We start from the raw sequence: 24,193 nt of genomic DNA, 5'->3' as shown, positions 1-24,193 counted from the left end.
GAGAAATCAATTGTTCTGCATTTCCTGCATACCTGCAGCCGCACAGCCCCTCGCCAGCACCCGATCCCCGTCACCCAACGTGACGACACCCAGAGGAGATCACAATGCCCAGAACCACCGCCCCGACCCCCGAAGAACCGGACGAAGGGAGCAAAGCCGCCCGCCAGCGCCGCCCGCAGGGGGACGGCGGCCTGCGCTGGAGCGAGAGCCGGCAGCGCTGGATCGCCGAGATCACCATAGGATACACCCCGGAAGGCAAGCGGATCGTCCGCTCCGCCAGCGACCGGAGCAAGAGCAAGGCCCTCAAGAAGCTTCACCAGAAGCTCCGCGACCGCGAAGACGGACTGCCGAGCGAGGACACCAGATACACCGTCGCCCAGGCCGTGGAGAACTGGCTTGAGCACGGCCTCAACGGCCGCGACCCCAGCACCGTCCAGACCAAGCGGTTCCTGGCCGCGAAGCACATCATCCCGGAGCTGGGGGCCCGCAAGCTCCGGGAGTTGTCGGCCGACGACGTCGACACCTGGCTGAGCCGAAAGGCGAAGCAGGTCAGCACCCGGACGCTCCAGGAGCTGCGGTCGATCCTCAAACGCTCCGTCGCCCGGGCCCAGGCGCGCGACAAGGTGAAGCGGAACGTCGTGCTGCTGTGCGAGCTGCCCAAGGGCCGCCCCGGCCGGCCGTCCAAGTCGCTGACACTGGAACAAGCCGAGGCCGTTCTCACCGCCGCCGAAAGCGCACGCCCATGGCTGCGCGCCTATGTGGTGCTCTCGCTGCTGACCGGCGCCCGTACGGAGGAACTGCGCGGGCTCGAATGGTCCCACGTCGTCGCCTACGACCGAGAGCGTCAGGCGTGGCGGCCGGTGGGCGCGGCCGGCTGGGATCACGAGGAGTTCGCCGTCTACGTCTGGCGCTCGGTTCGCGCGTCCGGCGACACCAAGACGCCCAAGTCCCGCCGGACGCTCAAGCTCCCCCAGCGCTGCGTCCCGCCCCTTGTCGCGCTGTGGGAGGACCGGAACGGGCGGACCGACGGCCTGGTGTTCGCCACGCGGGCCGGCGCGCAGCTCGGCGCCGGCAACGTCCGGCGTGAGTTCCGGCGCGTCATCGCCCGGGCCGGCCTCGAGGCCGAGCAGTGGACGCCGCGGGAGATGCGGCACAGCTTCGTGTCGGTGCTGTCGGACCGCGGTGTGCCGATCGAGCACATCTCCCGGCTGGTCGGGCACAAGAGCACGACCGTCACCGAGAAGGTCTATCGGCAGCAGATCAGGCCCGTGATGGACGAGCGGGCGACCGCCATGGATCGTATCTTCCCCGAGCTGATCATCGAGCCGCCGTCAGGCAGTTAGTCAGGCTCGGGCGCTTCGGAGGGCTCCAGGACGACGAAGAGGCCGCTTCCAGATGCTGGAAGTGGCCTCTGACCTTGCCGTATGTGGGGGTGGGCGATACTGGGTTCGAACCAGTGGCCTCTTCGGTGTGAAGCAAAGCAGGAGAGTCGATCTAGGTCGATCCGAGTCGAACGGGGAGCCTCCCACCTGCACAAACGCCCTGACTACGTCGCGTTGAGTCGATCGGAACCTGCTTGCGGTGGCTCCCGAAACTGGCTCCCGCAGTGCCTGATCCGCTCGGTCCGGCTATCGAAGTGGTACATGGCGGCCCCGTCCGGGCTCCAGCCCGTGCCGTTGGCGAGGGTCAGGCCGGTAAGCATCGTGCTGACCCGCCGCCCCTCGTAGCGGTAGAGCGCGGCGGCTCCCGGTGATTAGTCGTAGGCCATCGTGCTCGCCCGCAGGCGACCGGAGGGGTCGCACTTGGCGTCGTTCATCCGGTTGCCGGGATTGTCGGCCTCGACCAGCCTCCATGACGACGCGGCCGTCACCGGTCAGCCTGGCGAGGCCGTCGCGCACGGTCAAGACCAGGTCGCCGCCGTACGCCGGGACGACCGCTCCTGCGTGCGTTTCCAGGTCCACGGCTATGTCCATCCCGGACGAAGGTCCTGTACCAGGACCGCCTAGCGAACAAGGAGAGAACATGTTGTTTGGTGGTTACGTAGCGTGGTCATTTAAGCTGACACCGCTTACCACGGTGCCTTGTTGCTGGGACATGATCGTTATCACGCCCGCTCGGCGGAGTTCGCATGGCAAACTCCCAGGATCAGTCCCACCAAATGGAGACGAGGAGAAGTCTCCGTCCCATGCGAATGAACCTCCGGTGATGTAACGTCGAACGGGAACGGTCTCAGCCCGCCGTCCGCGTCAGAAGCAAGTACGAGCATGCGCTTCGGTGAGAACATTGCCTCAGGCCGACACGACCCGGAGCATGGCGTCGGTCTGCTCTTCCTTCGAACATTTTGAACAAGGGCCGGAAATGCCTACCCGCATCGTCGTCCACCTCGTCCATAGGAATGGACGGGCTCCGGTGCCTCGCCACACCGGGCCCGCCATCAACGCGGCGTTCCTGGCACAGCTTCGGGAGGCCGGTGAGGCTGGACTCACCTCGGCGCTTCACGAGACGCGGCCTCCCAAGCCCTACACGCTGACTCCCCTGCTCGGCCCGGGGGCGGACGGATCGAGCGGAAACGCGCGGTTCGAGGTTGCGCTTCTCGCGGATGCCCTCGTCGCCCCCGTGCTCCAAGCGCTGGCCAAGACTCGGACTCTTCGCGTGGCCAATTGCTTCTACGAGGTTGCGAGCGTGGAGGTCGCTGCGACCGAGCAGTACGCGACGCTGGTGGCGCGCGCACGGCCCACCGATGGGTGGCGGCTGCGCATCCGGACACCGATGGCGTTCTTGACAGCGCGGGAGGAGGGAGCACGGCGCTGCCGCCCGTTTCCCGAGGCCGAGTGGGTGTTCTCGGGCCTGCACCGCCGTTGGGAGTTCTTCGCGCCCGAGATCGCGCTGCCGCCGTCCGCAGCCGCGGCGATCACCTCGAATCTTGAGGTGGCCGACCACCGGCTCACCATGGCGGAGCATCTGTTGAAGCCGGGCGCTCCGCCGGGACGCGGCAGCGTGGGCGAGGTCGTCTACAGGTTGGCCGAAGCCCGGCGGGTGCCCTCGTCGGCGAAGATTGCGCTGGACGCGCTGGTCCGGTTCAGCCGGTACGCCGGGATCGGTGATCGTACCACCATCGGCATGGGCAACGTCCACCCTGTCCCCGCCAACCCGAGGGTGAGCTCCCGGGAGGGACTCAGCGCCCCAGGCATCTGGGAACGGGGCTCGTGAGACTCGTCGACCGGTCGCGCCCTCGCGGCATACTTCCCTCGATCACGGCCTCTCCAGCTTCAGGACGGCGGAGCGCGCGAAAGCCAGCAGGCGCTCTTCGGCGATGTAAGAGTTTCCGTGCTCGGGGTCCTGCACGATGTACTCGCGCGTCTTCACGGCCGCGTACCCGCCCTGCTCGACCTCAGCCGGCACGCGGATGCTGCCGATACGCTCGGTTGCGAGGGTCGTCCAGCCTTCTCTCGCTTCGCCGGCACCTCTCCCCCACAAAAGGTACTGACCATCGCATACGCCCGTCGCGACAACCGGGGCGAGCGGGGTGAAGAACGAAGGCAGTTCGTCCCGATCCTCAGTAAGGAAGACGGCGTGCCCCCCGCTCGTGGCGAGCCAGCGCAACTCGGCGCGCTCGCCGAACAGCCGTGCTTCGTAGACATCTTCGGTCTCGGACGGGTGCACGGCCGAGACGGTGGTCACCTCGAATCGCGAAGGTGTGATCAGCAGGGCGAAGGCCCTGGGGGCCGCGTCCAGCGCCTGGGCGAACGTCGCACCAGCCAACTCGGCCACGTGCAGAATGGTCACGGAGGTTCCTCCAGGTAGGCGGACCATGCCTCGGCCAGGGCCGGGGTGGCGAGGGCTGCGGCCAGTGACGTGCCGCCGTCCCAGCCGTTGCCGGCGAATTCGATCTTCTCGATGGAGACGTCGCCGAAACCGCGGTTGACCATGCCGCCGAGCGGGATACGCCCCTGGTCGAGGTCGCGCAGGATGAGCAGCAGCAGTGCCAGCGCCGGCCTGCGATACCGGCCAAGGCGAGTGAGGTCGACTGTGAGGCGGATCGGCTCCCACTGGACACCATGGGGCTCCAGAACGCTGAACAGCAGGCTGTCGGCGGCGCTGCCCGTCCACCGGTCGATGGCGACGTGATCGGCTTGTTCGATCCCTAGTTCGGCGAGCACCGCGCGCATATGCGCGGGCAGTACGGTCTGGCCGCCGGTGTCGCGGTCTGACATGCCGTCGGCCAGCACTTTCCAGATGTTGCCGGGAACTGGGGTCAGGCTCACGCACTCGTGCGCCGTCAGCGCTCCGTTCCCCCAAGGATGGCGCTGCTCGTAGTCGTGGTCGATGCGGGCTGCGCCGAATAGGGCGCGAACGGCGGGTAGCTCGTTGAGCTGCGCGAGGAATGTCCGGGTCGACGCCGCGATGGTGGTCCGGTCGGCTTCGCCCAGCGGAGGGATCGGGGCGTCCACGCCGCGAGCGGTACGTTCGACAAATTCGGCGTGGCCGCGCAGCACGCCCTTGATGGAGCTTCCGCTCAGCACGAGCGCGACATCTTCGCCTGTGACGGCCGTGGTCAGGGGCAGGGCCTTGATGGCCGCGCCCTCCCCGGCGGCCTGGACCATCACCGGGGCCGCTGGCCTCCAGCGCAGCGTCACGGTGAGCAACTCGCGCCGATCCGGAAGGACGGCCTCGTCCGGTCTCATCCGGGATTCGTCGAACTGCGTCTGTTCGCCGAGCAGGAACGACATTAGACCGTCCGGGGAGGTGAAGTCGTGCTCGTAGATGGCGAACGGGGACGGCAGCAGCGACACCCTGCCGAGGCCGGTGCTGGTAGCCGCGCCCAGCGCGATCCGATGCGAGCGCAGGGCCTCCAGCAGCACGCCGAGGCGGTCCCGTTCGCGGTCGAACCCGGTCTCTGCCGTCTCGACATCGAGTTCGAGCGACAGGTAGTGGCCGGGCGGCACGACCGTGCGTGCGTACAGGAAAGCCGGGGCGGCGGCGCCGGTGACACGGTCGATGCCGACGCCGAAGCGGACGGGGAGGCCGCCAGAGGGCAAGGGGTCGGCGGGAGCTCCGCCCACGCCGACCGCGGTGGTGGTGGTGATGAACGCGTCATGGACGACCACACGGCTCGCATGTCCCGAGTCCGGGACCCCGTCCTCGGCGTAACCCCACAGGGAATCGAGATGCTCGGTATTGGGGTCGGCGCCGCGCATCCAGTTGCGCAGGGCCCCCGCAAGGCTGCTGCCCGGAACGTAGATACGGTCCTGGCCGTCGACCGCGACGGGGAGCGCCTCGGCCGGGTTGAGCGCGGCACCGCCCACGTGCAAGGGCGTCTCCGTGCGCAGCCAACCGCGGACGCGGAGCCGACGGTCCATCGGCCGCCCTCGCCTAGCGGTCATCGGCTGGCCTCCGCACCATAGATCTCGCTGCGCGTGCGCGCGGACAGGCAGGCGGACAGAAGGGCTCGCAGCGCCTCGCCACGCAGTTCCTCGCGAAGATCCGGGTGACCGTCGATGGTCAGACACAGGTTCTCGGTGCCGCCGATGAAACCGTCCAGATTCCAGGGACTCCCCGGCTCAGTGAGCAGGCCGCGGAGCCCTTCGACCGCTTTCGGCTCCTTCCATCGGCGGGTCAGCGACTCGATCCGGCGATCGAGTCGCTCGGGAGGCTCATCCAGGTGATCAAACAGGCGGCGCAGCGTGTTTAGGCGAGTGAACGTCAGGCCCAGCAGCGGTGCCAGCACAGCGTTGCCCGGATCTGCCGCATACGCTTCGGCGCAACGCCGGATCTCCGCGCGCCACGCCTCGCGTTCGACGATCCGCGCCGCGGCGTACCCGGGAGCCGATGGCGGGAGCTTGTCGCCAACGGGAGCCGGGGGCCGCGGGATGGGTCGCGCGGCGAAGACAGGGGAGGGTTCCCACAGGAGCCGATCGTTCAGCCGGATCTGCCCGAAGCCTTCGCCGCGGCGTTCACCGATGCCGGACGTTTCGACGGCGGCCACGGCGTCCACGCCGATGCGGCCCGCCTCGACGTCGAAGCTCAGGCAGCCTCCCGCGGCGAAGCCGATCAAGACGGGCCGCGGTAGGCGCCATCCGGAGTGCCACGAATCGGTGCGGGCCATCTCGTAACTGGCTTCGATGGAGCCAGGCTCGGGAACGGTGGGCGTCAGGCGGACCCCGTCGGCGCCAGCAACCGCCAGCGCCTCTTGGAGCACGCGCGCGAAATCGTCCGGTGCGTCGCTGGGATTGAGGCGTTCATCTCGGATAAGGACATCAGACAGCAGCCAGACGCGGAGCTTGCCACCCGCCTCGATGGGCTCGGCCCCTGGCGCGCCGTCGGGCAGAGCCTCGTCCAGGAGGCCGGCGTCCACCGATATCAGGCCGTAGTCGTCCTTACGGGATCGGCCGATCCGCCATTCCTCGCCGTCCAGACGGGTATGCCAGCCCGCGGGCAGGACGCCGACACGGACCCTGACCTCGGCGCCCAGCACGGTTCCCGCCGCGAGCGCCTGGTAGCTGTACACGCCCCCGAGGTCTTCGGTGGGCCTCTGTGCCTCGTCGTCGATCGAGTTATGCGAGCGCAGGGTGAACGCGGCCGTCTCGATCCCTCCCCCGCCCGCCGCGGCGACGTAGCCGGTATTGATCCGCTCGTACGCCTCATCTGGGGGCCGCTGCCTCGTCATTCGGTTGAGATAGGCGCCCGGGTTGTCCTTGCTCCGCTCCACGACCCGCGGTACGCGGCACCCCGGCAGACCGCCGATCAGCGGTGTGGCCGGCGTCACGATCAGGTCGCCGGTGCGGGCGGCGGCGTGCGCCGCCGCGGAGCCCAGCCGCTTCAGTACTTCCGGCAGCAGCGCCCAGCCGGGGACATGATCGCGCCCCTGCACGAGGTTCCCGGTCGTTCGGTCGTGCACGAGCACCGGCATGTCGAGCCGGATTCGCAGTAGGGCACGTTCCCAACCGGCGCCGGGCTCCGGCGCCGACGCTCCGAGGCCCGGCGGTGCCGTCGGTGCGGGCGGTGCAGGCGGCGGGGCCGGAGCGCCGGCCCAATGCCTCAGACTCTCCTCGGATGGCGGCATTCCGGCGGCGCTGAGTTCGAGTCGGCAGCGACCCGAGCCCCGGCGCCGTTTGCCGCCGATTCCCTCCAGCAGCCGGGAGCCCGCCCACAACAGAATGCCGGCGCAGGCGAGCTGGTCGCCGTCCAGAGCGTCGGGCAGCTCCGCCACGGTATTGAGGGTGACACCGCCACGCGCCATCTCGTCGAAGCGGAGTGCGTCCTCCCGAGCAGCTCCGGTCCTCGGATCGAGGGCTACTCCGGGCTTGCTGAACGTCAAGGCCTCACGGCACCGCGGATCGGCTCCGGCGAGAACCTGTCGAAGTCTGCCGGGAAAGCGGAGCGGGGAGCGGTAGGTGAGCGCGGCCGGGCGCGGATACGCGGTGGGGGCGGCGGAGGACCTGGCTGCCTCTGCGAGTGGGAGGGCGCTCTGGTGGCCGAACACGTAGTCCACCCACGTGCTCCAGACGCCTTGCTGCCCGGAGTCGAGAGCGCGCGCGACGATCTCGCACGCGTCGCGCAGCACACCGTTCAGGGTCTTGGCCGGGATGAACGGCAGTCCGTCGCCGTCGCGCAGCACGCTGCTGCCGTGCAGGCCGTGCCGTCCCGTGCCGTCGCCGACGCGCCAGTCGCTCAGCATATGCAGGGCGAATTCGATGCGGTGGCTCACCCGGACCCCTCCGTTGCCTGAGAGGGCAGGTCCGTGGTTCTGAGGAAGGGCGCGGCGTCCATGGCGTCGAGCAGCCCGGTGCGCAGGACATCGCCGTCTTCCCAGAACAACGAGCCGTCGTCGGCGGCGAGGTCGCGGACGGCGCCCTCTCCGGGCCAGGCGGTAAGGGACCGAAACCGGGCGTCGGCGACTTCCCGGCCGCGGAACAAGCCGGCGCGCAGTTCGTGTGCCTGCGTGTTCGAGACCACGGCGCTGCCCACGGCGTCCCCATCCGGTCCTGCGTCGTCACGGTACGGATCGATGCCGACACGGCCCAGAGCAGCGGCCCGCCGGAGCAGGTCGGACCAATGGCGGTGGCGGGCCCAGGGGCGGGCGTCGCCGGCGCCTATGAGATACGGCTGCGCCGTCAGGCTGGTTTCGCGCGGTACCTGACCGGTCGGGGTCTGCCGGGCGCGCAGGCGGCCGAGTTCGGCATGCGCGGTCTCGTACAGGACGTGGAAGGACAGCGCGCTCCGGTCCGGTCCCAGTTGCCGTTTGACCGCCTTGGCCTCCTTGGTCAGATCATCGGCTAGGCGGACGGCACTGTGGAACGGGTGGTTGCGCTTAACTATCGCGACGCCCGCACAGGCGCCAATTCCTCGCCTTCCCGCCGCTCTGAGCACTCCTCCGACGCTTGCTTCGCGGTCGGCGAACTCGGTGAACTTCTCCAGGTATTGACGGGCAAACGGCAAGGCCAGTTCTCCGTCGCAGACGACAGTGAGATCGTCGCCACCGAGGACGAGGGGCAGGATGGGCGGCTCACCGGCCGGCCACTGTTTGCCCTCTGGGCGGTCAATGTCGAGGCTCCGCAGCCCGTTCACCACCTCGCGAAACGCCCGGCGCGCGCAGTCGTCCATGCCGTCGGACAGAGCGCGGAACCCTTCAATGTAGGCCGCGGCGCTCCCTTGCCCGCGCGAAGTGGCGATGTCCGCGAACTCTTGGAATATCTTCCCCATGCCGTTGCCGTCGGCGTGGACGACCGCGATCCAGTCCGCCTGGTCGCCTAGGTAGTCGACGATGTCGGCGAGTCTGCCGCGGACCGCTTTCTCGTCCAGGTCGTCGCGCATCCCCATCTCGCCTGCGAGCCGCAGCAGCGCGGCGTCGAAGGCGTCCAGCTTCGCCAGGCTCTCCGCTGATCGCGGTTCGGGGGGTCGTTTCCCGCCGAACTTCACCACGCGATGCGCCGGCAGGCCGCTGGATCGGCACCGGTCAGCGATCGGCAGGCCGGGGAAGCGCAGCCGCGGGCTGCGCCGGGCCAGGCGCGCCGTTCGAAGGCTGTCGCGGGCGGCCTCAACGGCCCGTGCCAACGTCTCGGCTGCGCCGAATTCGAACTCCTCACCGACGGCGCCGCAAACGTCCAGACCAGGTGCCTCCCGCAGGGCCGACCCGGTCACAGCGCCCACGATGCGCCTGCCCTCAGCCGCCTCCCTGACCAGCAGGACCGCGCCGCCCGCGCTGGCTGTCACGACCTGCATACCGTGCTCGTCCAAGCGCAGCGTGCGCATGTCGTCGGGATGGTGCTTCAGGGCGCGGCGCAGCCAGACGTCCTCGACGCACGTGATCAGGTAGGACGCTCCGACGTTCTCGCGCCTCTTGTTCGAGCCAAAGATGTAGTCCTGGTTGCCCGTGCTGCCGAACACGACCGCGTGCGCCTTCATGCCACTTACCTCCCAGCGGCGGCCTACAAGTAAAGGTGGACAAATCCGTATGCCCCTCGCAGCTCCACGCGAGCGGTACATTAGGGGAACCGGACGCCACGAAGTGATCACTTAATGCACTTGACCGAGTCCGGTCACAACTCGAGCGAGTAGGGGCGGGTGCCTTGCGTGCGAGCGAAACGGCGGGCATACTCGACGGTGCCGCCACTGCACCGCATCGGATTGAAACCGCTAGAAGCATGTTATTCCCGGGGTAACTAAATAGCCCCCAGGGCTCGATGATCCGTATCGGATTGCAACGGGTAAGGTTTTTCGTTAATCATCGAATTAATTCGATGAGATCGCTTTTAGATTGACGTTTGTGGCGGCGGGTAGACGATTCCGCATAGCGGAACGCGCATCAACGATGGGGGAAGGTGCCCGGGCGGGCACCTTCCCCCATCGTCATGCTGGCGGCTTCCTATCCCTGCTGCCGACGTTCACCCATATGGGTGCGCAGAGCCTTTCGCTTAGCGTCCACGGTGGAGGGCAGGGAGCGGCCCCGCTGCCCTCCACCTCCTTTGGAGATCTTCTCGTTGATGGTAAACCAGCTGTAGTTCTGCCCGGATGGGTCCGGCGGGGTCGTGGGGGCCCGGCGCATCCGGGGATCGCGGGCTCGCGGGTATCGCACCGGCAGATCGAATCCCCTCGCCGCGATGAGGAACGCCTCGGCCGCCTTTCCGATGGCCGGCACCTCCGTCCTGAGGTCGGAGTATTCGGCGCGGGCCTCCTGCGGCGCGGTCGAAGGTGGCAGTTCGCCACCGAGGTCGCGGTAGTACGCCTGCCACCGCTCGCCCTTGTGCAGGGTGGTGCGGGCGTTATCGAGCGTCAACCGGACACTGCCGAAGCCGAGCGGCTTGCCGAAGCCGAGCCGGTGGAAGCATCCGTCAGGCAACTCCAGCAGCCACAGCAGGGCGCCGAGTTCGGCGCCGTCCAGGTCGCGGACATCGATGCTGAACGAGAAGCCGCTGCCGCCGTCGATCCACCCGCAAATCGATCTGTTCTGATTGTCGCGCTGCTCTGCGTTCCGCCTGGTGGCATGCGCTCTGCCGTCCGGGCGGGGCTGGGTTTCGCCGCCGGGACCGTCGACCGGTCCCCAGGGGCGCCGGAACTCCCGGTGATCCCGGCCGTTCAGCGGGTCCTGAGTGGGGTCCCGGCCATCGGCGGGCTCGCGCCAGTACTCCCGGTCGCCCGCCACGCGGGCGTGGTGCCAGTAGACCTTGCGGCCGCGCAACCCTTGCCCCTCGTCGAGGTGCACGTTCCCCCTGGGAACGCCATCGTCGAGTGGCTCATCAGGCCGGGTAGGGCTCTTGGCCCTATAGAAGCGTCCCTGCGCTGGCTTTGGGCCGCCGAGAATCGCCAGCGGGAGCCCGTCGCCGACGAAGCGGGTCACCGACGCAGTCTCCTCCTCGCACCTGACGCCCTTGATCCTCACTTGGCCGCGATACGCGGCGGGAAACGTGTTCGCGTCGTCCGCCGCCACCCAACCGAACAGCCGGTCGGCGGGTGACAACTTCTCGTAGGCGCGGGCAGGGCGCAGGTCGTCGGGCAGCATGTCTTTCGGGGCCAGGGCGGCGAGAGCGCGCGGGATCATCACCGGATAGAGGTCGGCGCCGCCGGACCGCTGATAGGCCCAGCAGAGAGCGCCGGGCTCCAGCCGCGCCCGCGCAGGGTCGCGCAGGTGCGGACTCCAGGTCAGTCCGTCGCCTTCTCCGCGGGCACGCAGGTCCTCATGGGTGTGCGCGGCCGCGTAGTCTGCCATCAGAGCGTTCCATCGCGCGTACTGGCCGTCCAGGACCACGGTTCTGGGGTGATCGGGCTGGAAGAAGACGCGTTCGTAGACCTTTCCCACGGTGTTCTGCAGCGTCGCCCAGACGTAGCCGTTGACCACTTTCTCCTCATCGTCGCCCCAGTCGCCTCGTGCTGGCTCGCCTTCGCCGCGCGGAACGATGCTTCGGACCGTCCACGGCTTGAAGAACGACCTGCCGCCGCGGCGGCCGCTCTTACGGCCGATCCGTACGGTGACGGCCTCACCATGCCTCGGCAGTCTGGTCGTCCCTTGATAGGGAAGGGGCTTGACCCGCTTCTCGGGCAGTTCGTAGGCCGGCAGCCGTGCCTGCTCGCAGTACTCGATCCGCACGCGGTCGGGTTTCTCGCTCACCGACAGCACCCGGACCGGTTTCATCCGCGCCCCGTCCTCGGCAGGACGCCGCCAGCCGGGCGGTACGTTATGCCCCGTGAATACCCCGAACCTCGACCCGGTGATCGCCTCGTAGGCGGAGCGGAGCATGCCCTTAACGGAGGTGGCGGGCAGATGTGGCAGACCGTTTCTGGCCAGCAGAGGATACGCCAAGTGCCCCTCGCTGCCGCTCTCCGCCTCGAAGGCCCGCGCCGCGTCCAGAAGCAGCAGCGGAGTCCGCACGGTGAGCCGGACCCCGATCGTCCCGGTCCAGAGACTGGGACGTAGCCGGTCGTTGCCGTACGGCTCGCCATCGTCCACCGATTCAGGAAAACCGTCCCGCGGGAAGGCCGGCACGAACGTGTAGGGGTTCAGAAAGGGCTCTCCCCGGAAGTCGGGTGCTCGGCCACTCTGCTGTGCCATGCGTTCTCCTCGGCGCTCGGGTCGGCTCGACGGACGCTCCGAGCCAACCAGACCCAGCACGCGCCCTCGCACGGTGACCGGAAGCGGACCCACCGCGCCAGGCCCGTCCATCAGTAGGTTATGAGATGCCCCCGAACGAGAGCAGGCTCGAAATGGTCGAAAACGCCACCAGCGTGCCGACCATGACCGTCGCCGGCGGTGTGGCGCATCCTCCGTCCGCGGGACGGAGGATCCTCACCGACGGGGCGTTGTGGAGCGGGCTCGGCGGAGCGATCGCGGGCGGGTTCGGGGTAGAGGCGGCCAAAACGCTCGTCACCGACGAGTCCGGCGGACGCTGGTGGTTCGTGCTCGGCTTAGGCACCGGGGTCGCTCTGGCGTTGATCGGCGCCTGGCTCCGTTATCGTGCCGAGGCCAAAGCCAGCATCGGCGTGGTCGTCACGGCGGTTGAGCCTGGGCGGGGCGTCGCGCACGCCGAGCAGTTCGACCGGACGGCCGTCGAGCACAGCCGGGCCGACCGCAAGATGACGGTGCGGACGACGCTGGCACTGCCAGCCGCTCCCCCGTGGCCGGTCACCGGGGTCGACGCGCTCGCCGAAGAGACCGTCGCCGCCACGACAATGGTGGAGGCCATGACAGGCAGCGTCCCCCGTATCGATCTGTTCCCGACGATGCCGCTGGCCGTCGGGTTCCGCTACGGCGCCAAGCTCGGGCAGTCCCTGCCCCGCGAGGTTGTCTTGTACTCGCCGCATAGGACGTCGGCCTCCGCCACGCACTTCCCGGCGGTGACGTTGCGCGAGGAGCGCTCCAGTGGAACGCTCCTGGTGGCCGAGTCGATCGAGGTCATCGAGAGCGGCGATCCGTCCAGGACGGCGCTCGCCGTGGACGTCCAAGCCCAAGGCGGCGACTTCGTGGAGCCGGTGCGGGCCGCCTGCAGGGAGTACGGCATGGGGAACCTGTTGCTGCTGCGGCGCTCGGCGCCGGGACAACTGACCGAGGACTCGGCCACCTTCACGGCCATCGTGGAACAGGCCTGCCGAGCATGGCGGGACGCACCGCTGTCGGCGACGGCTCGCACCGGCAGGCGCGCCGTCTTCCTGAACGGCCCCGTCGTCATCGCGGTGGCGCTCGGCGCGCGCCTGGCCAACGTCCAACCTGATCGCTGGACGGCCTACACCTTCAACAGGGAAACCAGCGGATATGACCCTTTCCCAGCCTGAGCACCGGGGCAATTTCAAGGTCGTTGGGTGAGGTGCGTCGGGGCCGAGGTCGACGCCGGCGCCCTGCCGGGGACCACGACCGAGGATTCGGCGGAGCTCAAGCGGCTCAAGCGCGAGAACGCCGAGTTGCGGCGGGCGAATGAGACCCTGAAGGCAGCGGCGGGTTTCTTCGCGGCCGAGCTCGACCAGCCACACAGGTACTTGCTCGGAGCCCATGGCCGCCGGTTGACCGACTATGAGGCGTGGGAGAGGGCGGCGATTGCCGTCTTGTCGCGGTTGGTCTCGGTGGCGTCCCGCCGTCGGCACCCCTGCCGCGGACCTAGGAGTCGGTCGACGCCGATGGCTGCACCTCGGTCAGGAGACGATCCCCGAGCCTGGCCCGGCGTAGTGCCTTGGCTGCTGCGACGGCGCGGTCGTGTGGGAACTCGTTTTGTTGGTGAACGCGGGGCGGGGCGGGCGCGTCTGACTTAGGTGGGCAATGCAAAGCCTGAGCGGCGGTCCGACAAGAGCCGATCGCGTCGGCCGGTGCAACTGGCGCCGATGTGGATCGCGCTGCCGGTCACGTTCACCTGTGCCGTGCTGATCGCCGGCGTGGCGTTGTGGTCGGGACTGCGGCTGCTGGACGTGCACGGCGTCAAGCACGAGAAGCAGATCGACTCCAAGGTGCTGTTCGACCTGGTGAAGTTGTCATTCGCCATGGTCGCCGGCGTGGGTGGCTTGGTGGCCTTGGTGGTGGCCTATCGCAAACAGCGCACCGAGGAGAACAGCGCGTTGCGCGAGGACACCAAATTGCACAGCGACCGGTTCACCGCTGCGGTCGCCCAACTCGGCGATCCCTCCCCCGCCGTGCAGTTGGGCGGAGTGCACGCCGTGGCCGGTCTGGCAGACGACGCCCCCACTCCCCAGCTCCGTCAGACCTGCATCGACGTGCTGTGCGCCTACCTGCGCCTGCCCTACGATCCCGATCCCGGCGACCGTCCCGATGAAGGCGCGGACCCGGCCGGGTATGAAGCTCACTTCCGCGCCCGTGCCGGTTACCGGGCACTCCGCGAGGTTCGCCACACCGTCATCCGCATCATCGGCAACCACCTGCGCGACGACGCCTCGGTCTCCTGGCGGGACCACGACTTCGACTTCACTGACGTCGTCTTCGACGGCGGCGACCTCCACGGTGCCGTCTTCACCGGCGCTACCCTCTTCACCGGTGCCGCCTTTGCCTCAGGGCGTCTCGATCTCAGCGGCACTCGATTTGCGAGCGGCACGGCCGATTTCAGGGCAGCGCGGTTCACGGGCGGCACGGTTGACTTCCTAAACGTGCAGTTCACGGACGGTACGGTCAGCTTCGTGGGTGCGGAGTTCACGGGCGGCACTGTCTATTTCGTCGGCGCGGCGTTCATGGGTGCCAGCATCTACTTCTCCGGTGCGGAGTTCACGGGCGGCGAGATCCTCTTCATCGAAGCGAAGTTCTCCGCCGGCGAGGTCGACTTCAACGGCTCCAAGTTCGTGAACGGCACAGTCGATTTCAGCAACGCAGAGTTCACTGACAACAGCGTGGTCTCCTTCGTGGGGGCAACCGGGAGGCGGCCGCATGGGCTTCCGGATGGCTTCGCTCCGCAGCTTTCGTGAGCGGCGACGCGGGAGGTGCGGCGGCGTCTATCTGTCAAACTGCTGGGAGACGTATGAGTGGGCATTCTCAGGTGTCGGCGTTCCCGCGAACATAGCCGAGTCGGTCCAAGGCCCATGCCCAAAACGGTCCCCTGTAGCACGAGAAGCAAAGCAGGCAAGTCGATCTAGGTCGTTCTGAGTCGAACGGGAAGCCTCTCACCTGCACGAACGCCCTGACTACGTCGCGTTGAGTCGAAGGGAGCCTGGCTGCGGTGGTTCCCGAAACTGGCTCCCGTGGCTCCCTGGTCACCGCCGCCGCCTGGCTCCCCCGGTTCGACGAGACCTGAGCCTTACGGCGCCCCGCGGCATTCACCAAGACCACCGCCGCCCACAAGGAGACCCGTGCCCTCGCCTAGGGCCTGTTTTGCGGATCTGGATCTTTGGTTTGTGGCTTGATGGTGGCCATGGTGCGGCGACATGAGTTGACCGATGCGGCGTGGGCGCGGATTGAGCCGTTGCTGCCGGTGGCTTCGGGGCCTGGTGGGCGGTGGCGTGACCACCGGCAGGTGATCAACGGGATCTTGTGGAAGGTCCGGACCGGCGCGGACTGGCGGGACGTGCCCGAACGCTACGGGCCCTGGCAGACGCTCTACCAGCGGTTCCGCCGCTGGAGTAGGGACGGGACCTGGGAGCGGCTGCTGGCGCACGTCCAGGTCCACGATGACGCGATCGGGGTGGTGGACTGGTCGGCGGTGTGCGTGGACTCCACCATCGTGCGCGCCCACCAGCACGCCGCCGGCGCCCGCAAAAAGGGGAACGGCCGGGGACGAACCCGGCATCACCAGCCGACGGGCAGGAATTCGGGCAGGCGCTCGGGCGATCCCGCGGCGGACTGACCACCAAGATCCACCTGGCCTGCGACGGGCGCGGCCTGCCGCTGGCCTTCACCCTCACCGCCGGCAACATCAACGACTGCACCCGGCTGATCGAGGTCGTCGAAGCCATCGCCATCCCTCGGACCGGGCCGGGCCGACCGCGCACCCGGCCCGGGCACCTGATCGCCGACAAGGGCTACTCCACCCGCATCATCCGCGACTAACTGCGGCAGCGGCGCATCCCGCACACCATCCCCGAACGCAGCGACCAGCTCGCCGCCCGCGCCCGCCGCGGACACCGCCGCTGCGGCTTCGACCGGGACCGCTACCGCCGCCGCAACGTCGTCGAACGCTGCTTCAACCAGCTCAAACGCTTCCGCGGCCTGGCCACCCGCTACGACAAACTCGCCGCCCACTACCGCGCCGTCGTCACCATCGCCAGCCTCATCCTCTGGCTCAACCACGATCCACAAAACACGCCCTAGGGCGTGTTTCGAAGTGGGGTGAGCATCGGCGTGTTGTGAGCCGGACGCAGTGAGGTCTCCGGTAGATGGTTCATCGACCAAGAAGAACCCATAACCGGAGACCTCGTGGCCACCCTAGCGGTGACGAGGCGGTTCGACCTGACCGACGCGCAATGGGCGATCCTGGGGCCGCTGCTGCCCGTCTCCAGGCGGCCGGGTCGACCGTCGAAGTGGACCAAACGGCAGCTCATTGACGGGATCCGCTGGCGGGTGCGGACCGGTGCACCGTGGCGGGACGTGCCCGAGTGCTACGGCTCCTGGCAGGCGGTCTACGGGTTGTTTCGCCGCTGGCAGCGCAACGGCGCCTGGGCGCGGATCCTTGCCGCCCTGCAGACGCGGGCCGATGCCGCCGGGCTGATCACCTGGGAGGTGAACGTCGATTCCACGATCATGCGGGCCCATCAGCACGCCGCCGGAGCCCGGCGGCGTGGTGACCTGCAGCGCGAGCCACCCGGCGGGACGGCCACCGAGCCGGACGATCACGCAATGGGGCGCTCACGCGGCGGGTTGTCGACCAAGGTGCACCTGGCCTGCGAGCAGGGGCAGATGCCGCTGTCGATGGTCGTGACCGCCGGGCAGCGCGGGGACGCCCCGCAATTCCAAGCCGTGATGGCCGGGATCAGAGTCGCCCGCCCCGGGCCGGGCCATCCCCGCACGCGCCCCGATCGGGTGCGGGCCGACAAGGCGTACTCCTCCCGCGCGATCCGTGCTCACCTGCGCCGCCGCGGCATCGCCGCCACGATCCCGGTCCCGTCCGACCAGGCCCGGCACCGGCAGCGGCGGGGCCGCCACGGCGGCCGTCCACCCGCCTTCGACCCGGATGACTACCGCGGTCGCCACGCCGTGGAGTGCGGCATCAACCGCCTCAAGCGCCACCGCGCCGTGGCCACCAGATACGACAAGCTCTCCGTCCGCTACCAGGCAACCCTCGAGATCACCGCCATCAACGAATGGCTCCACCTACTTCGAAACACGGCCTAGATGTGGCTCGCACCCAGTCCACTCGCCCATTCCGCGATCCCAGCCTCCAAGCGTCCTGCGCGCGCACGAAGCGGACCCACGGTTCAGCGCGTGCGCCACGGCCGCCGACTCACCCCGTAGCGGCAGAAGCGGGGGGACGCGACCCTAACCGCCGGGCTCGGCCAAAGTGGGGACTGTAGGGTTTCCGGCTCTGTCGTTCTTTCGGTGGTAGCGGAGGGTGAGGCTCATCCGAGGAGGATGCGGTGGCGCAGGAGGTGGAAGCCTGCCCGGCCGTACCTCTGTCTCTTGATCATCTTGGTCTTGGTAATGGCGCCTTCGGTTCCGCCGTTGTGATAGTCGCTGGTCAGAGCGGCACGGACGGCGTCGAGGTCGAGTCGCAGCCCGCGGATGAACGAGTGGAGGTTCGGCATTTTCACCTTTTCGGCGGTGCTGATCCACTCTTGCAGCCGGTCTGCGTTGTCTTTGGCGGGGGCCAGGAGCCGGGCGAAGGCGCGGACCAGGACGGCGAGGGCGCTCATCTCCGGGCAGGCTCCGGTGGTCTTGGCGAGGAGTTCGTGCTGGTCGGGCTTGAGATTGTCGGGGCGGGCGAGGGAACGGGTGTCAATCCACCTGGTCGACCACGGCGCCCTTGGCATCATGATCGCCCACAAACCCGGCGGCGGACGCGTGAGGGGCGCCGCTGGCTGGTCGAGGCGCTGGCGCTGACCAACGACGGCCCCGAATACGTCAAACCCAGGCATGTGGTGCTGCCCATTGTCACCGCCGACTCCCAGCACGTCCCGCACCTGCAGTTGGCCGACCTGATCGCCGCCACCACCGGCGCCATCGCTGGCAGCCCAAAAGCCCGGGAGTTGGGCCCCCGCCTGGCCGCCCGCGCTCACCGCCCAGGTACTGGTATGTACCTGCTGGCCGCGGTTCGGGATCCGCGCCTCCGACCCCAGTCCTCATGTGTGCGACGAGTTGTCACTCGTGTCCGAGACGGATGCCTATCGTGCAGGTGTCTATGCGCGAGGTTCAGCTCGGTCAGGCGGGTGGTCAGGCGGACGGTGTAACCGTTCTGTTCGAGGAAGTAGGCGGCAGCTTCGCAGGTGGCGTCACCGTTCCCGCGAAGACGTCCCCGCCCTGATCCGCGCGATCAACCAACTCACCCTGGAGAACCAGCAACTCCGCGAAGCTTTTGCCGACCCCGACCCCGACCCCGACCCCGACCCCGAGCCCAACGTGGTCCCGTTCTTACGCTCATAGCGATCCCCCATAAGGCAGCGGGAGCAGATCCGCTCCAGTCCGTGGCCCCGCCGGACGCTATGGCTCGTGCTCTCTCCGGAAGCGCGAGCCATAGCGGGCTCAGGAGACAGTGCCCCGGTCACGCATCGACAGGGCGTCGCAGCACGGCCAAGGCGGGGCCATCGGTACGCCGGTCGGACCAGTTCGGCAGCGGGTCGGTGTGGACGGTGACGGTCGCGCCCGGGAAGGCGATCGCAACGGCCGCGGCAAGGTCGTCGGCGTTCTGGCAGTTTTCGATGTCCAGGAGGACGGCAGCCATGTCGGGGGTCAGCCACCCGCCGACCGACATGTGGCGGCCGGTGACGGTATAGACCATCTGCCCCTCCTCCTGCTGCACCGTGATGCGGATCTCCCAGGGCGCGAACTTCCCGACGTCGGTCGGGTCAGGAACGTCGGCCATGGCTCCGGCGCAGGTCGCGAGGGTGCTGCGCGCCTGACTCCACCATGTGCTGGGGTTGGCCAACGGGCCGCCGGTGTGCAGGTCTGCGGCGAGCCGCTCAAGGTCGCGGACCGCCCGATGAGCGTTGATAAGGGCGCTACGCAGCGCCGGGGACAGTTCGAGCGGATCCGGCTCGTACCGGTAGGTATCCACCTCGAACTGGATGCCGTCGCCAATAGGCCCATACCGCTCCATGATCTTCCGGGCACAGGCCGACCCGCACGCAGATCGGCTCCACATCCGCTGCAACTGGTGGCCGACGGTCACATACCCGTTGGGGTCGCGTTCGCCGGGATCGCCGTCGGAGGGCAGCAGCAGTTTTGGCCGGATCGACACCGCCGACACCCGCAGCCGGGTCGGCAGCCCGCACCCGGCCTCCCCCTGACAGGTGGCCATCCGCTGGATCTGCGCAAGATGGCAGTTGGAGCACCTGTGCTCGTCCCCGAAGCCGCAGATCGGACCGTCCTCGTCGTCGCCGTCGGTGGCGCCGCCGCAGGAATCGTAGCCGTCTTCCTCGTCGTACCACGATGTCCCGCTCCACCCGGACAGCAGCGTCTTCACGGCCGCAGCGTTCTTCGCGGAGGCGGGGGCACGGCCATCGGCCGCGTCAATTCGGGTCTTTGCCTCGGCGTACGGGAGGTCGGCGGAGGCCATCAGTTCCCGGATCCGCGCCTTGTAGTCGGCGTTCTTCGGCATGGCACGTGTCCTTCCGGCACGGTGATCCCCACGCGACCCCGGCCAGGAGGTTTGCGCCAGCTTGGCAGGACGTTCTTGGTGTGTAACTACGTCGGCCCGCTGGGGACCTTGTCCTCTTCGCCGCCCCAGAATGCGGTGCGTGGGCCCGCGGTAGACGGCTCGGAAGCGGGCGCGCGTCGCCGCCCTCATCAGCTGTGGACCACCATAGCTGCCGAGCACCGCTACTTTCACCTGGTTCGCGAGCGCCACCCACACAGCGCTCGGGAACCCCCGAACCCGTTCGGTCTGAACGGTAGATAGGAACGGGGCCCCGACACCCGACCAGGCGCTATCGCAGAACCGTCAGGAGCTCTGCCATTTGAGCGTAGGTGTCCCGCAGGTCAGCGATAGAGCGGCCCATCCGATTCCGCTCCGACCGGATCGCGCCGATGTGCATGGTGCGGTAAATGACCTCCCGCAGCACGCTCTCCTGGTCATCGGGCAGCGATCCATACGTGTCCCAGAGCCTCCCACGATCAGGTCTCTGACGCTTGCGTGCCATGAAGATCGTCCAATTAGCCTCGATTTTTCGTGAGGTCGGTTGGGTCGCGGAGAGACCCAACCGACTCTTGGCTTTCGGTGGCGGGTCAGCCGTTGGGCCCGACTGTCGCGTCGGGTGGGCGGGGTTCCACGGGCCCGGGGGTTCTCCTTCCTGGTGTTGATGGGGCGGTTGGTGCTGGTCAGGGTGCCGGGAGCATTTGGAGCCGGATGATCGCCGAGGCGATCAGGTCGGTCCAGGGCCAGTGGCGGGCCAGCCGGAGCCGGATGCGTCTGCCGCCCCGTGCCAGGCGTCCGGCGGTCGAGAAGACGCGCAGGCGCAGGCGTTTGGGTTCCCAGCGGCGGGCCGGATGATCAGCGAAGGCGAGCATCTGGGTCCAGGCGGTCAGGTCGGCGGCGAGCGCGACAAGTTCGAGCCAGATCTGGTTGGCGGCGGCGTCGTGCAGGGGCAGGTTGCGCAGGCCGGTGTCCTTGGCGCAGCGGATGCGGTCTTCGCAGCGGGCGCGGCGGCGGTGGCGTAGTTCCAGGTCTGCGAGCTGCCCGTGCCTGCCGCCGGGCCGGGTGCCGGTGACAAAGCAGGTGAAGCGGTGCCCGTCGAGGTCGGTGAACCGCAGCTGGGCGCCGGGGTGGGGGCGTTCGCGGCGGACGATGACCCGCATGCCCTTGGGCCAGGACGACAGGTCCAGCATGCCGGTCAGCTCGGCGACCCACGCGCCGGGGCGGGGCTGTCGGTCGGCGTCGTAGGCGCACTGCCACACATGTTCGGGCAGCGCCAGGATGGCGGCGCAGATGTCGTCGGTGAGGTTGAAACCGATCGAGTACTTGACGCGGCGGGCGGTGACCCAGTCCAGGAACTCGTGGGTGCCGCCACCCGAATCGGTCCGGATGATGACCTGTTTGCGCAGGCGGGTGGGGACCTGGTTGAGGGCCAGGCGGCCTGCGGTGATGTGGTCGGCGGCGGTGTTGGACCCGGCGTTGCCCGGCCGCAGCACCAGCGCGGCGGCCTCACCGGTCCCGCCCGCACCGTGGTCGATGAACGCGGTCATCGAATGGAACCCGAAGGTGCGCTTCCACGTCGGAGCCGCGTCATGCTTGTCGGAGTGCGCGAGCACGATCGTGGCGTCCAGATCCACCGGGATCAGGCCCCCGCCCGTTCCGGGGGCGTGCTCGCCGGCCAGTTCCCTGGCCCGGGCGCGGGCCGACGAGCGGGCCTTGCGAATCGCCCGCAACGCCTGCGGGCAGGCCTGGGCCAGGCTGGTGACCAGCCGCGACACCGTCGGATCGGACGGCACCGGCCCGAACAGCTCCGGCTCGGCCCGCAGGACCGCGATATCGGACAGGCAGTCCCCGCCCAGCGCCAGCATCACCGCCAGGTCCGCGACGACCTTGCCTGGATCGTGGGTCGCCCGCGGCTTGCGCCACCGCTCCAACCCGGCGGAAAGTGCCTGGTCGAGCCCGGTGACCCGGAGCGTCTGGGTCAGCAGCACCCCGCCGGCCTGACCGACGATTCCCGCGCCGTCCGAAGACACCGCGAGCTTGGCATGGCGACCTGTAGTCTTCACGCGAAAAGTGCTTTCGGACTGGTGCGGACAGGACTCTCGACAAGCCCTATCCTCCCAGCTCGGAGGCACTTTTCTTGTCTAAATGGTCACTTTCGACCCGCCGCCCGGCGAAAGCCCGAGGTTAGCTGGACCTGCGCCCCAGCTCGAACGAGCGAAGTCGATGACCCCCGTGATCGTTGGCTGATCCGCATCGGGGAGATCAGGCGATTGACGGTCCTTCATTAGGCTCCGTGGAGTTGTCGGTGTTTGGAGAGCTCTGGAGGGGCCTTGATAGCGAAGCGCTCGCCGGACCGTTCACCGACATCGCGGCCGACCTCGACCAGCTCGACCTGGACTCCGCGGACGTCCGCAAGGTCGCCGAGGTGGTCGCCGCGAACCGGGCCGTCTTCGACGAGATCACCGAACTACGTCTCCTCAGCGGCGACCTCTGGACCGTGAATTGTCTCCTTTCGCCGTCCGCCCCGGCACCCGTCATCAGTGGGGTGCTCGACTTCGACAGGTCGCTGTGGGGCGACTCGGCTGCGGACCGGACCATCCGGATGGCGGTGGCCAAGCAGGACGAGCGGACCGCCTTCTGGGCACGCCTCACTCTGCCCTGCGGCGCAACATCTACGAAGCACGGCACCTGGGCGCCATCCGCCTCGAACGCCATCGCCTGGGCAACACCGACGGTGTCCGGGACAGTTACGGCGCGATGGCCGCGGTCTTGGCCGAGCTGACCGACAAATCGATCCCAGGGCCGCGCGGCTATTTTCCCCGCAACGGACCGCCGGGCATGATCCCGCTCATGGCGAAGAACGACATGAGCGCGGGCGCCGAAGCGTGGTTCGACACCTACCTCACCGAGCTCGGCTACACCTGGCAGGTCGAACCTGACGTCGGCCTCAACAGCAAAATCAAGAACCCCGATCGGCTCGTCGCCGCCGACGGTATCCAGATCGTGTGCGAGGTGAAGTCGTTCAACACCCCGGGCCTGTTCGCCCCCGAGGAGTTCCACCGCTCGGCCGACGGCAACGGGTGGGCAGGCCCCAGGTCACGCAGCATGAGAGAAGCCCTCAAACCGCTGCGCTCCCAGATCAAGCAGGCCGCGCCGCAACTGAAGGCCGCCCAGCATCTCGGCACCCCCTGGTCGTTGTCATGGCCAACCCGATGAACTGCCCCGTACCCTCCGACGACGTCTCCCTGGTCGGCGCCATGTACGGCAACCCGGAAATGCGCGGTCTCCTCGACCCCGAGACCGGCGAGATCACCCAGTGGCAGTAGATCCTCGGCCGCGACGGCAAGCTCGCCGGCGGCGACCACCCCTACATCAGCGCCGTCGCCTGGCTTCACCACCAAGGCCACGCTGTCGCCTGGTTCAAGCGGTGGATGGACGACCACCACGCCGATTACGGCGACGATGTCCCCGCCTGGCTGGCCGGGATGAAGCAGATCGAGCACCTCGCGCCGGCCGGGGCCGACACCTGGCTGACGATCGTCGAGACCCTCAGCGACACCGCCGTACCACTACCCCGCACAGTCTTCAACGGCCCCAACGACATCCGCTACGTCCCCACACCCGACCGGACCGGCCTCACCCTCGCTCCGGGACGGGAAGCCGATCCGGCATTCTGACCGGTTCATCAAGCTGACGCTCCTGCCGAGCAGCAGAGTCCATGTCCAGCTGTCACAGGTCGACTCCGTGAGCTGCGTGTTCTTCTGAATCCGCGCCCTGTGCCACCTTGATCATTCCGGGGTTTCATGTCATTTCCCTGGGAGGCGTCGCAGACTGAGCGAGGTTCCCACTTCATCACCCGGTCGGTCGGCGCGATCACGCAGCTCAGCGGTCGTGGTGAGGACGCGGCGAGATCACGTCACGGGACTCAGCCTGCCGAGCCGCGCCGGTTAGGCGATATGCCGAATGGCGTCGGTATTGAGGCGATAGCGTCTGCTGTGGCGATAGTGCTCCTGGTGGAGTCCGGCCCGCACACAGGTGCGGACGACTACGCCACCGTAGGCCGGTGGCGCTCGGACAGCTGTGTTTCTCCACCGGAAGTGCTCCGACTATCAGGCCATCGCATCCGCGAAGGCCCCGCGAACGGAAGCGCAACTGCGGGGCGACCGCATGCGCTGATTGCGCGGTCTCCGGACGCGCTGCGCAAGTAGGCGTCCCACCTCCGTGAGGACGCCTATCCAATCGATGAGGTGATGCCGACCGCGCTGGCCGCACGCGGCGGGAGGGCGCCCGTACCTGAGCAGGTCCAAGTCCATGCGCCTGGACGAGGCCCGGCGAACCGGCCTCCAGAGCCGATGCTGGAGACTCTTCCGCTTCCGAGGTGAGGGCCTCGACGTGATCGTCGAGGACCTGCCGGGCCTGCTGGCCGATAACGAGTGGTCGCAAAGGGCTCCCGAAGACCTTGGTGTGTGACGGTCGAGGGCCGTGAGGTG

At 68.4% G+C, this 24,193-nt stretch carries 19 protein-coding genes, 1 tRNA gene and 3 pseudogenes; 12 read left to right on the top strand and 11 right to left on the bottom strand.

Features of this window, described 5'->3' with window-relative positions:
• Window positions 1-104: 104 nt before the first annotated feature.
• Entirely contained in the window at window positions 105-1,343 is a 1,239-nt protein-coding gene (locus tag BJY14_RS39000; RefSeq protein ID WP_179848179.1) for a tyrosine-type recombinase/integrase, read from the top strand.
• A 90-nt stretch (window positions 1,344-1,433) separates the two neighbouring features.
• On the opposite strand, the gene BJY14_RS38995 is transcribed toward BJY14_RS39000, so the two are convergent.
• The 3 genes and pseudogenes from BJY14_RS38995 to BJY14_RS44680 all read right to left on the bottom strand — a co-directional run bounded on the left by BJY14_RS38995 (window position 1,434) and on the right by BJY14_RS44680 (window position 1,870).
• Window positions 1,434-1,543, bottom strand: a tRNA-Ser gene (locus BJY14_RS38995).
• Between the two features lie 3 nt (window positions 1,544-1,546).
• Window positions 1,547-1,729, bottom strand: a pseudogene (locus BJY14_RS47895) (SMP-30/gluconolactonase/LRE family protein); the annotation flags it as partial.
• A gap of 24 nt (window positions 1,730-1,753) precedes the next feature.
• Window positions 1,754-1,870, bottom strand: coding sequence for an SMP-30/gluconolactonase/LRE family protein (locus tag BJY14_RS44680; RefSeq protein WP_218905783.1), 117 nt, complete (start codon window positions 1,868-1,870; stop codon window positions 1,754-1,756).
• Window positions 1,871-2,310: 440 nt separating this feature from the next.
• Here BJY14_RS44680 and cas6 point away from each other — a divergent pair, with 440 nt between their 5' ends.
• Window positions 2,311-3,210, top strand: coding sequence for a CRISPR system precrRNA processing endoribonuclease RAMP protein Cas6 (gene cas6 / locus BJY14_RS38985; RefSeq protein ID WP_179848177.1), 900 nt, complete (start codon window positions 2,311-2,313; stop codon window positions 3,208-3,210).
• A 42-nt stretch (window positions 3,211-3,252) separates the two neighbouring features.
• Here the strand turns inward: cas6 and csx19 are convergent, their stop codons facing one another.
• The 5 genes from csx19 to BJY14_RS38960 all read right to left on the bottom strand — a co-directional run bounded on the left by csx19 (window position 3,253) and on the right by BJY14_RS38960 (window position 12,046).
• A complete protein-coding gene (gene csx19 / locus BJY14_RS38980) occupies window positions 3,253-3,786 on the bottom strand; it encodes a type III-D CRISPR-associated protein Csx19 (protein WP_179848176.1) in 534 nt (177 codons plus the stop codon).
• Window positions 3,783-5,360 carry an RAMP superfamily CRISPR-associated protein gene (locus BJY14_RS38975; protein WP_281382173.1) on the bottom strand — a complete coding sequence of 526 codons (1,578 nt, stop codon included), beginning with the start codon at window positions 5,358-5,360 and terminating at the stop codon, window positions 3,783-3,785. The genes csx19 and BJY14_RS38975 overlap by 4 nt, the downstream gene beginning before the upstream one ends.
• Window positions 5,361-5,380: 20 nt before the next feature.
• Window positions 5,381-7,708 carry an RAMP superfamily CRISPR-associated protein gene (locus BJY14_RS38970; RefSeq protein WP_179848174.1) on the bottom strand — a complete coding sequence of 776 codons (2,328 nt, stop codon included), beginning with the start codon at window positions 7,706-7,708 and terminating at the stop codon, window positions 5,381-5,383.
• Complete coding sequence (locus BJY14_RS38965; protein ID WP_179848173.1) at window positions 7,705-9,405, bottom strand: Cas10/Cmr2 second palm domain-containing protein; 1,701 nt, start codon at window positions 9,403-9,405, stop codon at window positions 7,705-7,707. Before BJY14_RS38965 ends, BJY14_RS38970 begins: the two co-directional genes overlap by 4 nt.
• 460 nt (window positions 9,406-9,865) lie before the next feature.
• Window positions 9,866-12,046: a TIGR03986 family type III CRISPR-associated RAMP protein gene (locus tag BJY14_RS38960; protein WP_179848172.1), complete on the bottom strand. Its 2,181-nt coding sequence runs from the start codon at window positions 12,044-12,046 to the stop codon at window positions 9,866-9,868.
• 125 nt (window positions 12,047-12,171) lie between these two features.
• Between BJY14_RS38960 and BJY14_RS38955 the strand changes: the two genes are divergently transcribed.
• The 5 genes and pseudogenes from BJY14_RS38955 (at window position 12,172) to BJY14_RS38935 (ending at window position 17,248) form a co-directional block, all read left to right on the top strand.
• On the top strand, window positions 12,172-13,263 hold the full coding sequence (locus BJY14_RS38955) for an SAVED domain-containing protein (RefSeq protein WP_179848171.1): 1,092 nt from the start codon (window positions 12,172-12,174) through the stop codon (window positions 13,261-13,263).
• A gap of 27 nt (window positions 13,264-13,290) precedes the next feature.
• A pseudogene (locus tag BJY14_RS38950) lies at window positions 13,291-13,472 on the top strand (IS3-like element IS987 family transposase); the annotation flags it as partial.
• 316 nt (window positions 13,473-13,788) lie between these two features.
• A complete protein-coding gene (locus BJY14_RS38945; RefSeq protein ID WP_218905782.1) occupies window positions 13,789-14,889 on the top strand; it encodes a pentapeptide repeat-containing protein in 1,101 nt (366 codons plus the stop codon).
• A gap of 446 nt (window positions 14,890-15,335) precedes the next feature.
• Window positions 15,336-16,228: pseudogene (locus BJY14_RS38940) on the top strand (IS5 family transposase).
• 105 nt (window positions 16,229-16,333) lie between these two features.
• Window positions 16,334-17,248: an IS5 family transposase gene (locus tag BJY14_RS38935; RefSeq protein ID WP_179848170.1), complete on the top strand. Its 915-nt coding sequence runs from the start codon at window positions 16,334-16,336 to the stop codon at window positions 17,246-17,248.
• A 224-nt stretch (window positions 17,249-17,472) separates the two neighbouring features.
• Here the strand turns inward: BJY14_RS38935 and BJY14_RS47535 are convergent, their stop codons facing one another.
• From BJY14_RS47535 to BJY14_RS38920, 3 genes are all read right to left on the bottom strand, one after another.
• Window positions 17,473-18,129 (bottom strand): transposase, encoded by a 657-nt coding sequence (locus tag BJY14_RS47535; protein WP_179848169.1) that lies wholly within the window; start codon window positions 18,127-18,129, stop codon window positions 17,473-17,475.
• Window positions 18,130-18,611: 482 nt separating this feature from the next.
• Entirely contained in the window at window positions 18,612-19,667 is a 1,056-nt protein-coding gene (locus BJY14_RS38925) for a hypothetical protein (RefSeq protein WP_179848168.1), read from the bottom strand.
• A gap of 719 nt (window positions 19,668-20,386) precedes the next feature.
• On the bottom strand, window positions 20,387-21,766 hold the full coding sequence (locus BJY14_RS38920) for an IS1380 family transposase (RefSeq protein WP_179848167.1): 1,380 nt from the start codon (window positions 21,764-21,766) through the stop codon (window positions 20,387-20,389).
• Window positions 21,767-22,008: 242 nt separating this feature from the next.
• On the opposite strand from BJY14_RS38920, the gene BJY14_RS38915 reads away from it, so the two are divergent.
• From BJY14_RS38915 to BJY14_RS38900, 5 genes are all read left to right on the top strand, one after another.
• The gene (locus BJY14_RS38915; protein WP_179848166.1) at window positions 22,009-22,485 is read left to right on the top strand and encodes a protein kinase family protein; all 477 of its coding nucleotides are present in this window, start codon (window positions 22,009-22,011) and stop codon (window positions 22,483-22,485) included.
• A complete protein-coding gene (locus BJY14_RS38910; protein ID WP_179848165.1) occupies window positions 22,473-22,919 on the top strand; it encodes a hypothetical protein in 447 nt (148 codons plus the stop codon). The genes BJY14_RS38915 and BJY14_RS38910 overlap by 13 nt, the downstream gene beginning before the upstream one ends.
• Window positions 22,904-23,029 carry a hypothetical protein gene (locus BJY14_RS46970; protein WP_281382172.1) on the top strand — a complete coding sequence of 42 codons (126 nt, stop codon included), beginning with the start codon at window positions 22,904-22,906 and terminating at the stop codon, window positions 23,027-23,029. Before BJY14_RS38910 ends, BJY14_RS46970 begins: the two co-directional genes overlap by 16 nt.
• A 105-nt stretch (window positions 23,030-23,134) precedes the next feature.
• The gene (locus BJY14_RS38905; protein WP_179848164.1) at window positions 23,135-23,380 is read left to right on the top strand and encodes a hypothetical protein; all 246 of its coding nucleotides are present in this window, start codon (window positions 23,135-23,137) and stop codon (window positions 23,378-23,380) included.
• A gap of 634 nt (window positions 23,381-24,014) precedes the next feature.
• A complete protein-coding gene (locus tag BJY14_RS38900; protein WP_179848163.1) occupies window positions 24,015-24,173 on the top strand; it encodes a hypothetical protein in 159 nt (52 codons plus the stop codon).
• Window positions 24,174-24,193: the final 20 nt, after the last annotated feature.

This window comes from Actinomadura luteofluorescens, from assembly GCF_013409365.1.
Lineage (GTDB): Bacteria > Actinomycetota > Actinomycetes > Streptosporangiales > Streptosporangiaceae > Spirillospora > Spirillospora luteofluorescens.
Note: the sequence above shows the minus strand (reverse complement) of the source record. Positions and strands in the feature narration are given on the sequence as shown.

Coding starts and splice junctions, on each gene's coding strand:
- BJY14_RS39000 (WP_179848179.1), top strand. CDS start 105: ATGCCCAGAACCACCGCCCCGACCCCCGAAGAACCGGACGAAGGGAGC.
- cas6 (WP_179848177.1), top strand. CDS start 2,311: ATGGCGTCGGTCTGCTCTTCCTTCGAACATTTTGAACAAGGGCCGGAA.
- BJY14_RS38975 (WP_281382173.1), bottom strand. CDS start 5,360: ATGGACCGTCGGCTCCGCGTCCGCGGTTGGCTGCGCACGGAGACGCCC.
- BJY14_RS38965 (WP_179848173.1), bottom strand. CDS start 9,405: ATGAAGGCGCACGCGGTCGTGTTCGGCAGCACGGGCAACCAGGACTAC.
- BJY14_RS38960 (WP_179848172.1), bottom strand. CDS start 12,046: ATGGCACAGCAGAGTGGCCGAGCACCCGACTTCCGGGGAGAGCCCTTT.
- BJY14_RS38955 (WP_179848171.1), top strand. CDS start 12,172: ATGCCCCCGAACGAGAGCAGGCTCGAAATGGTCGAAAACGCCACCAGC.
- BJY14_RS38925 (WP_179848168.1), bottom strand. CDS start 19,667: ATGCCGAAGAACGCCGACTACAAGGCGCGGATCCGGGAACTGATGGCC.
- BJY14_RS46970 (WP_281382172.1), top strand. CDS start 22,904: ATGGCCAACCCGATGAACTGCCCCGTACCCTCCGACGACGTCTCCCTG.
- BJY14_RS38905 (WP_179848164.1), top strand. CDS start 23,135: ATGGACGACCACCACGCCGATTACGGCGACGATGTCCCCGCCTGGCTG.
- BJY14_RS38900 (WP_179848163.1), top strand. CDS start 24,015: ATGCGCCTGGACGAGGCCCGGCGAACCGGCCTCCAGAGCCGATGCTGG.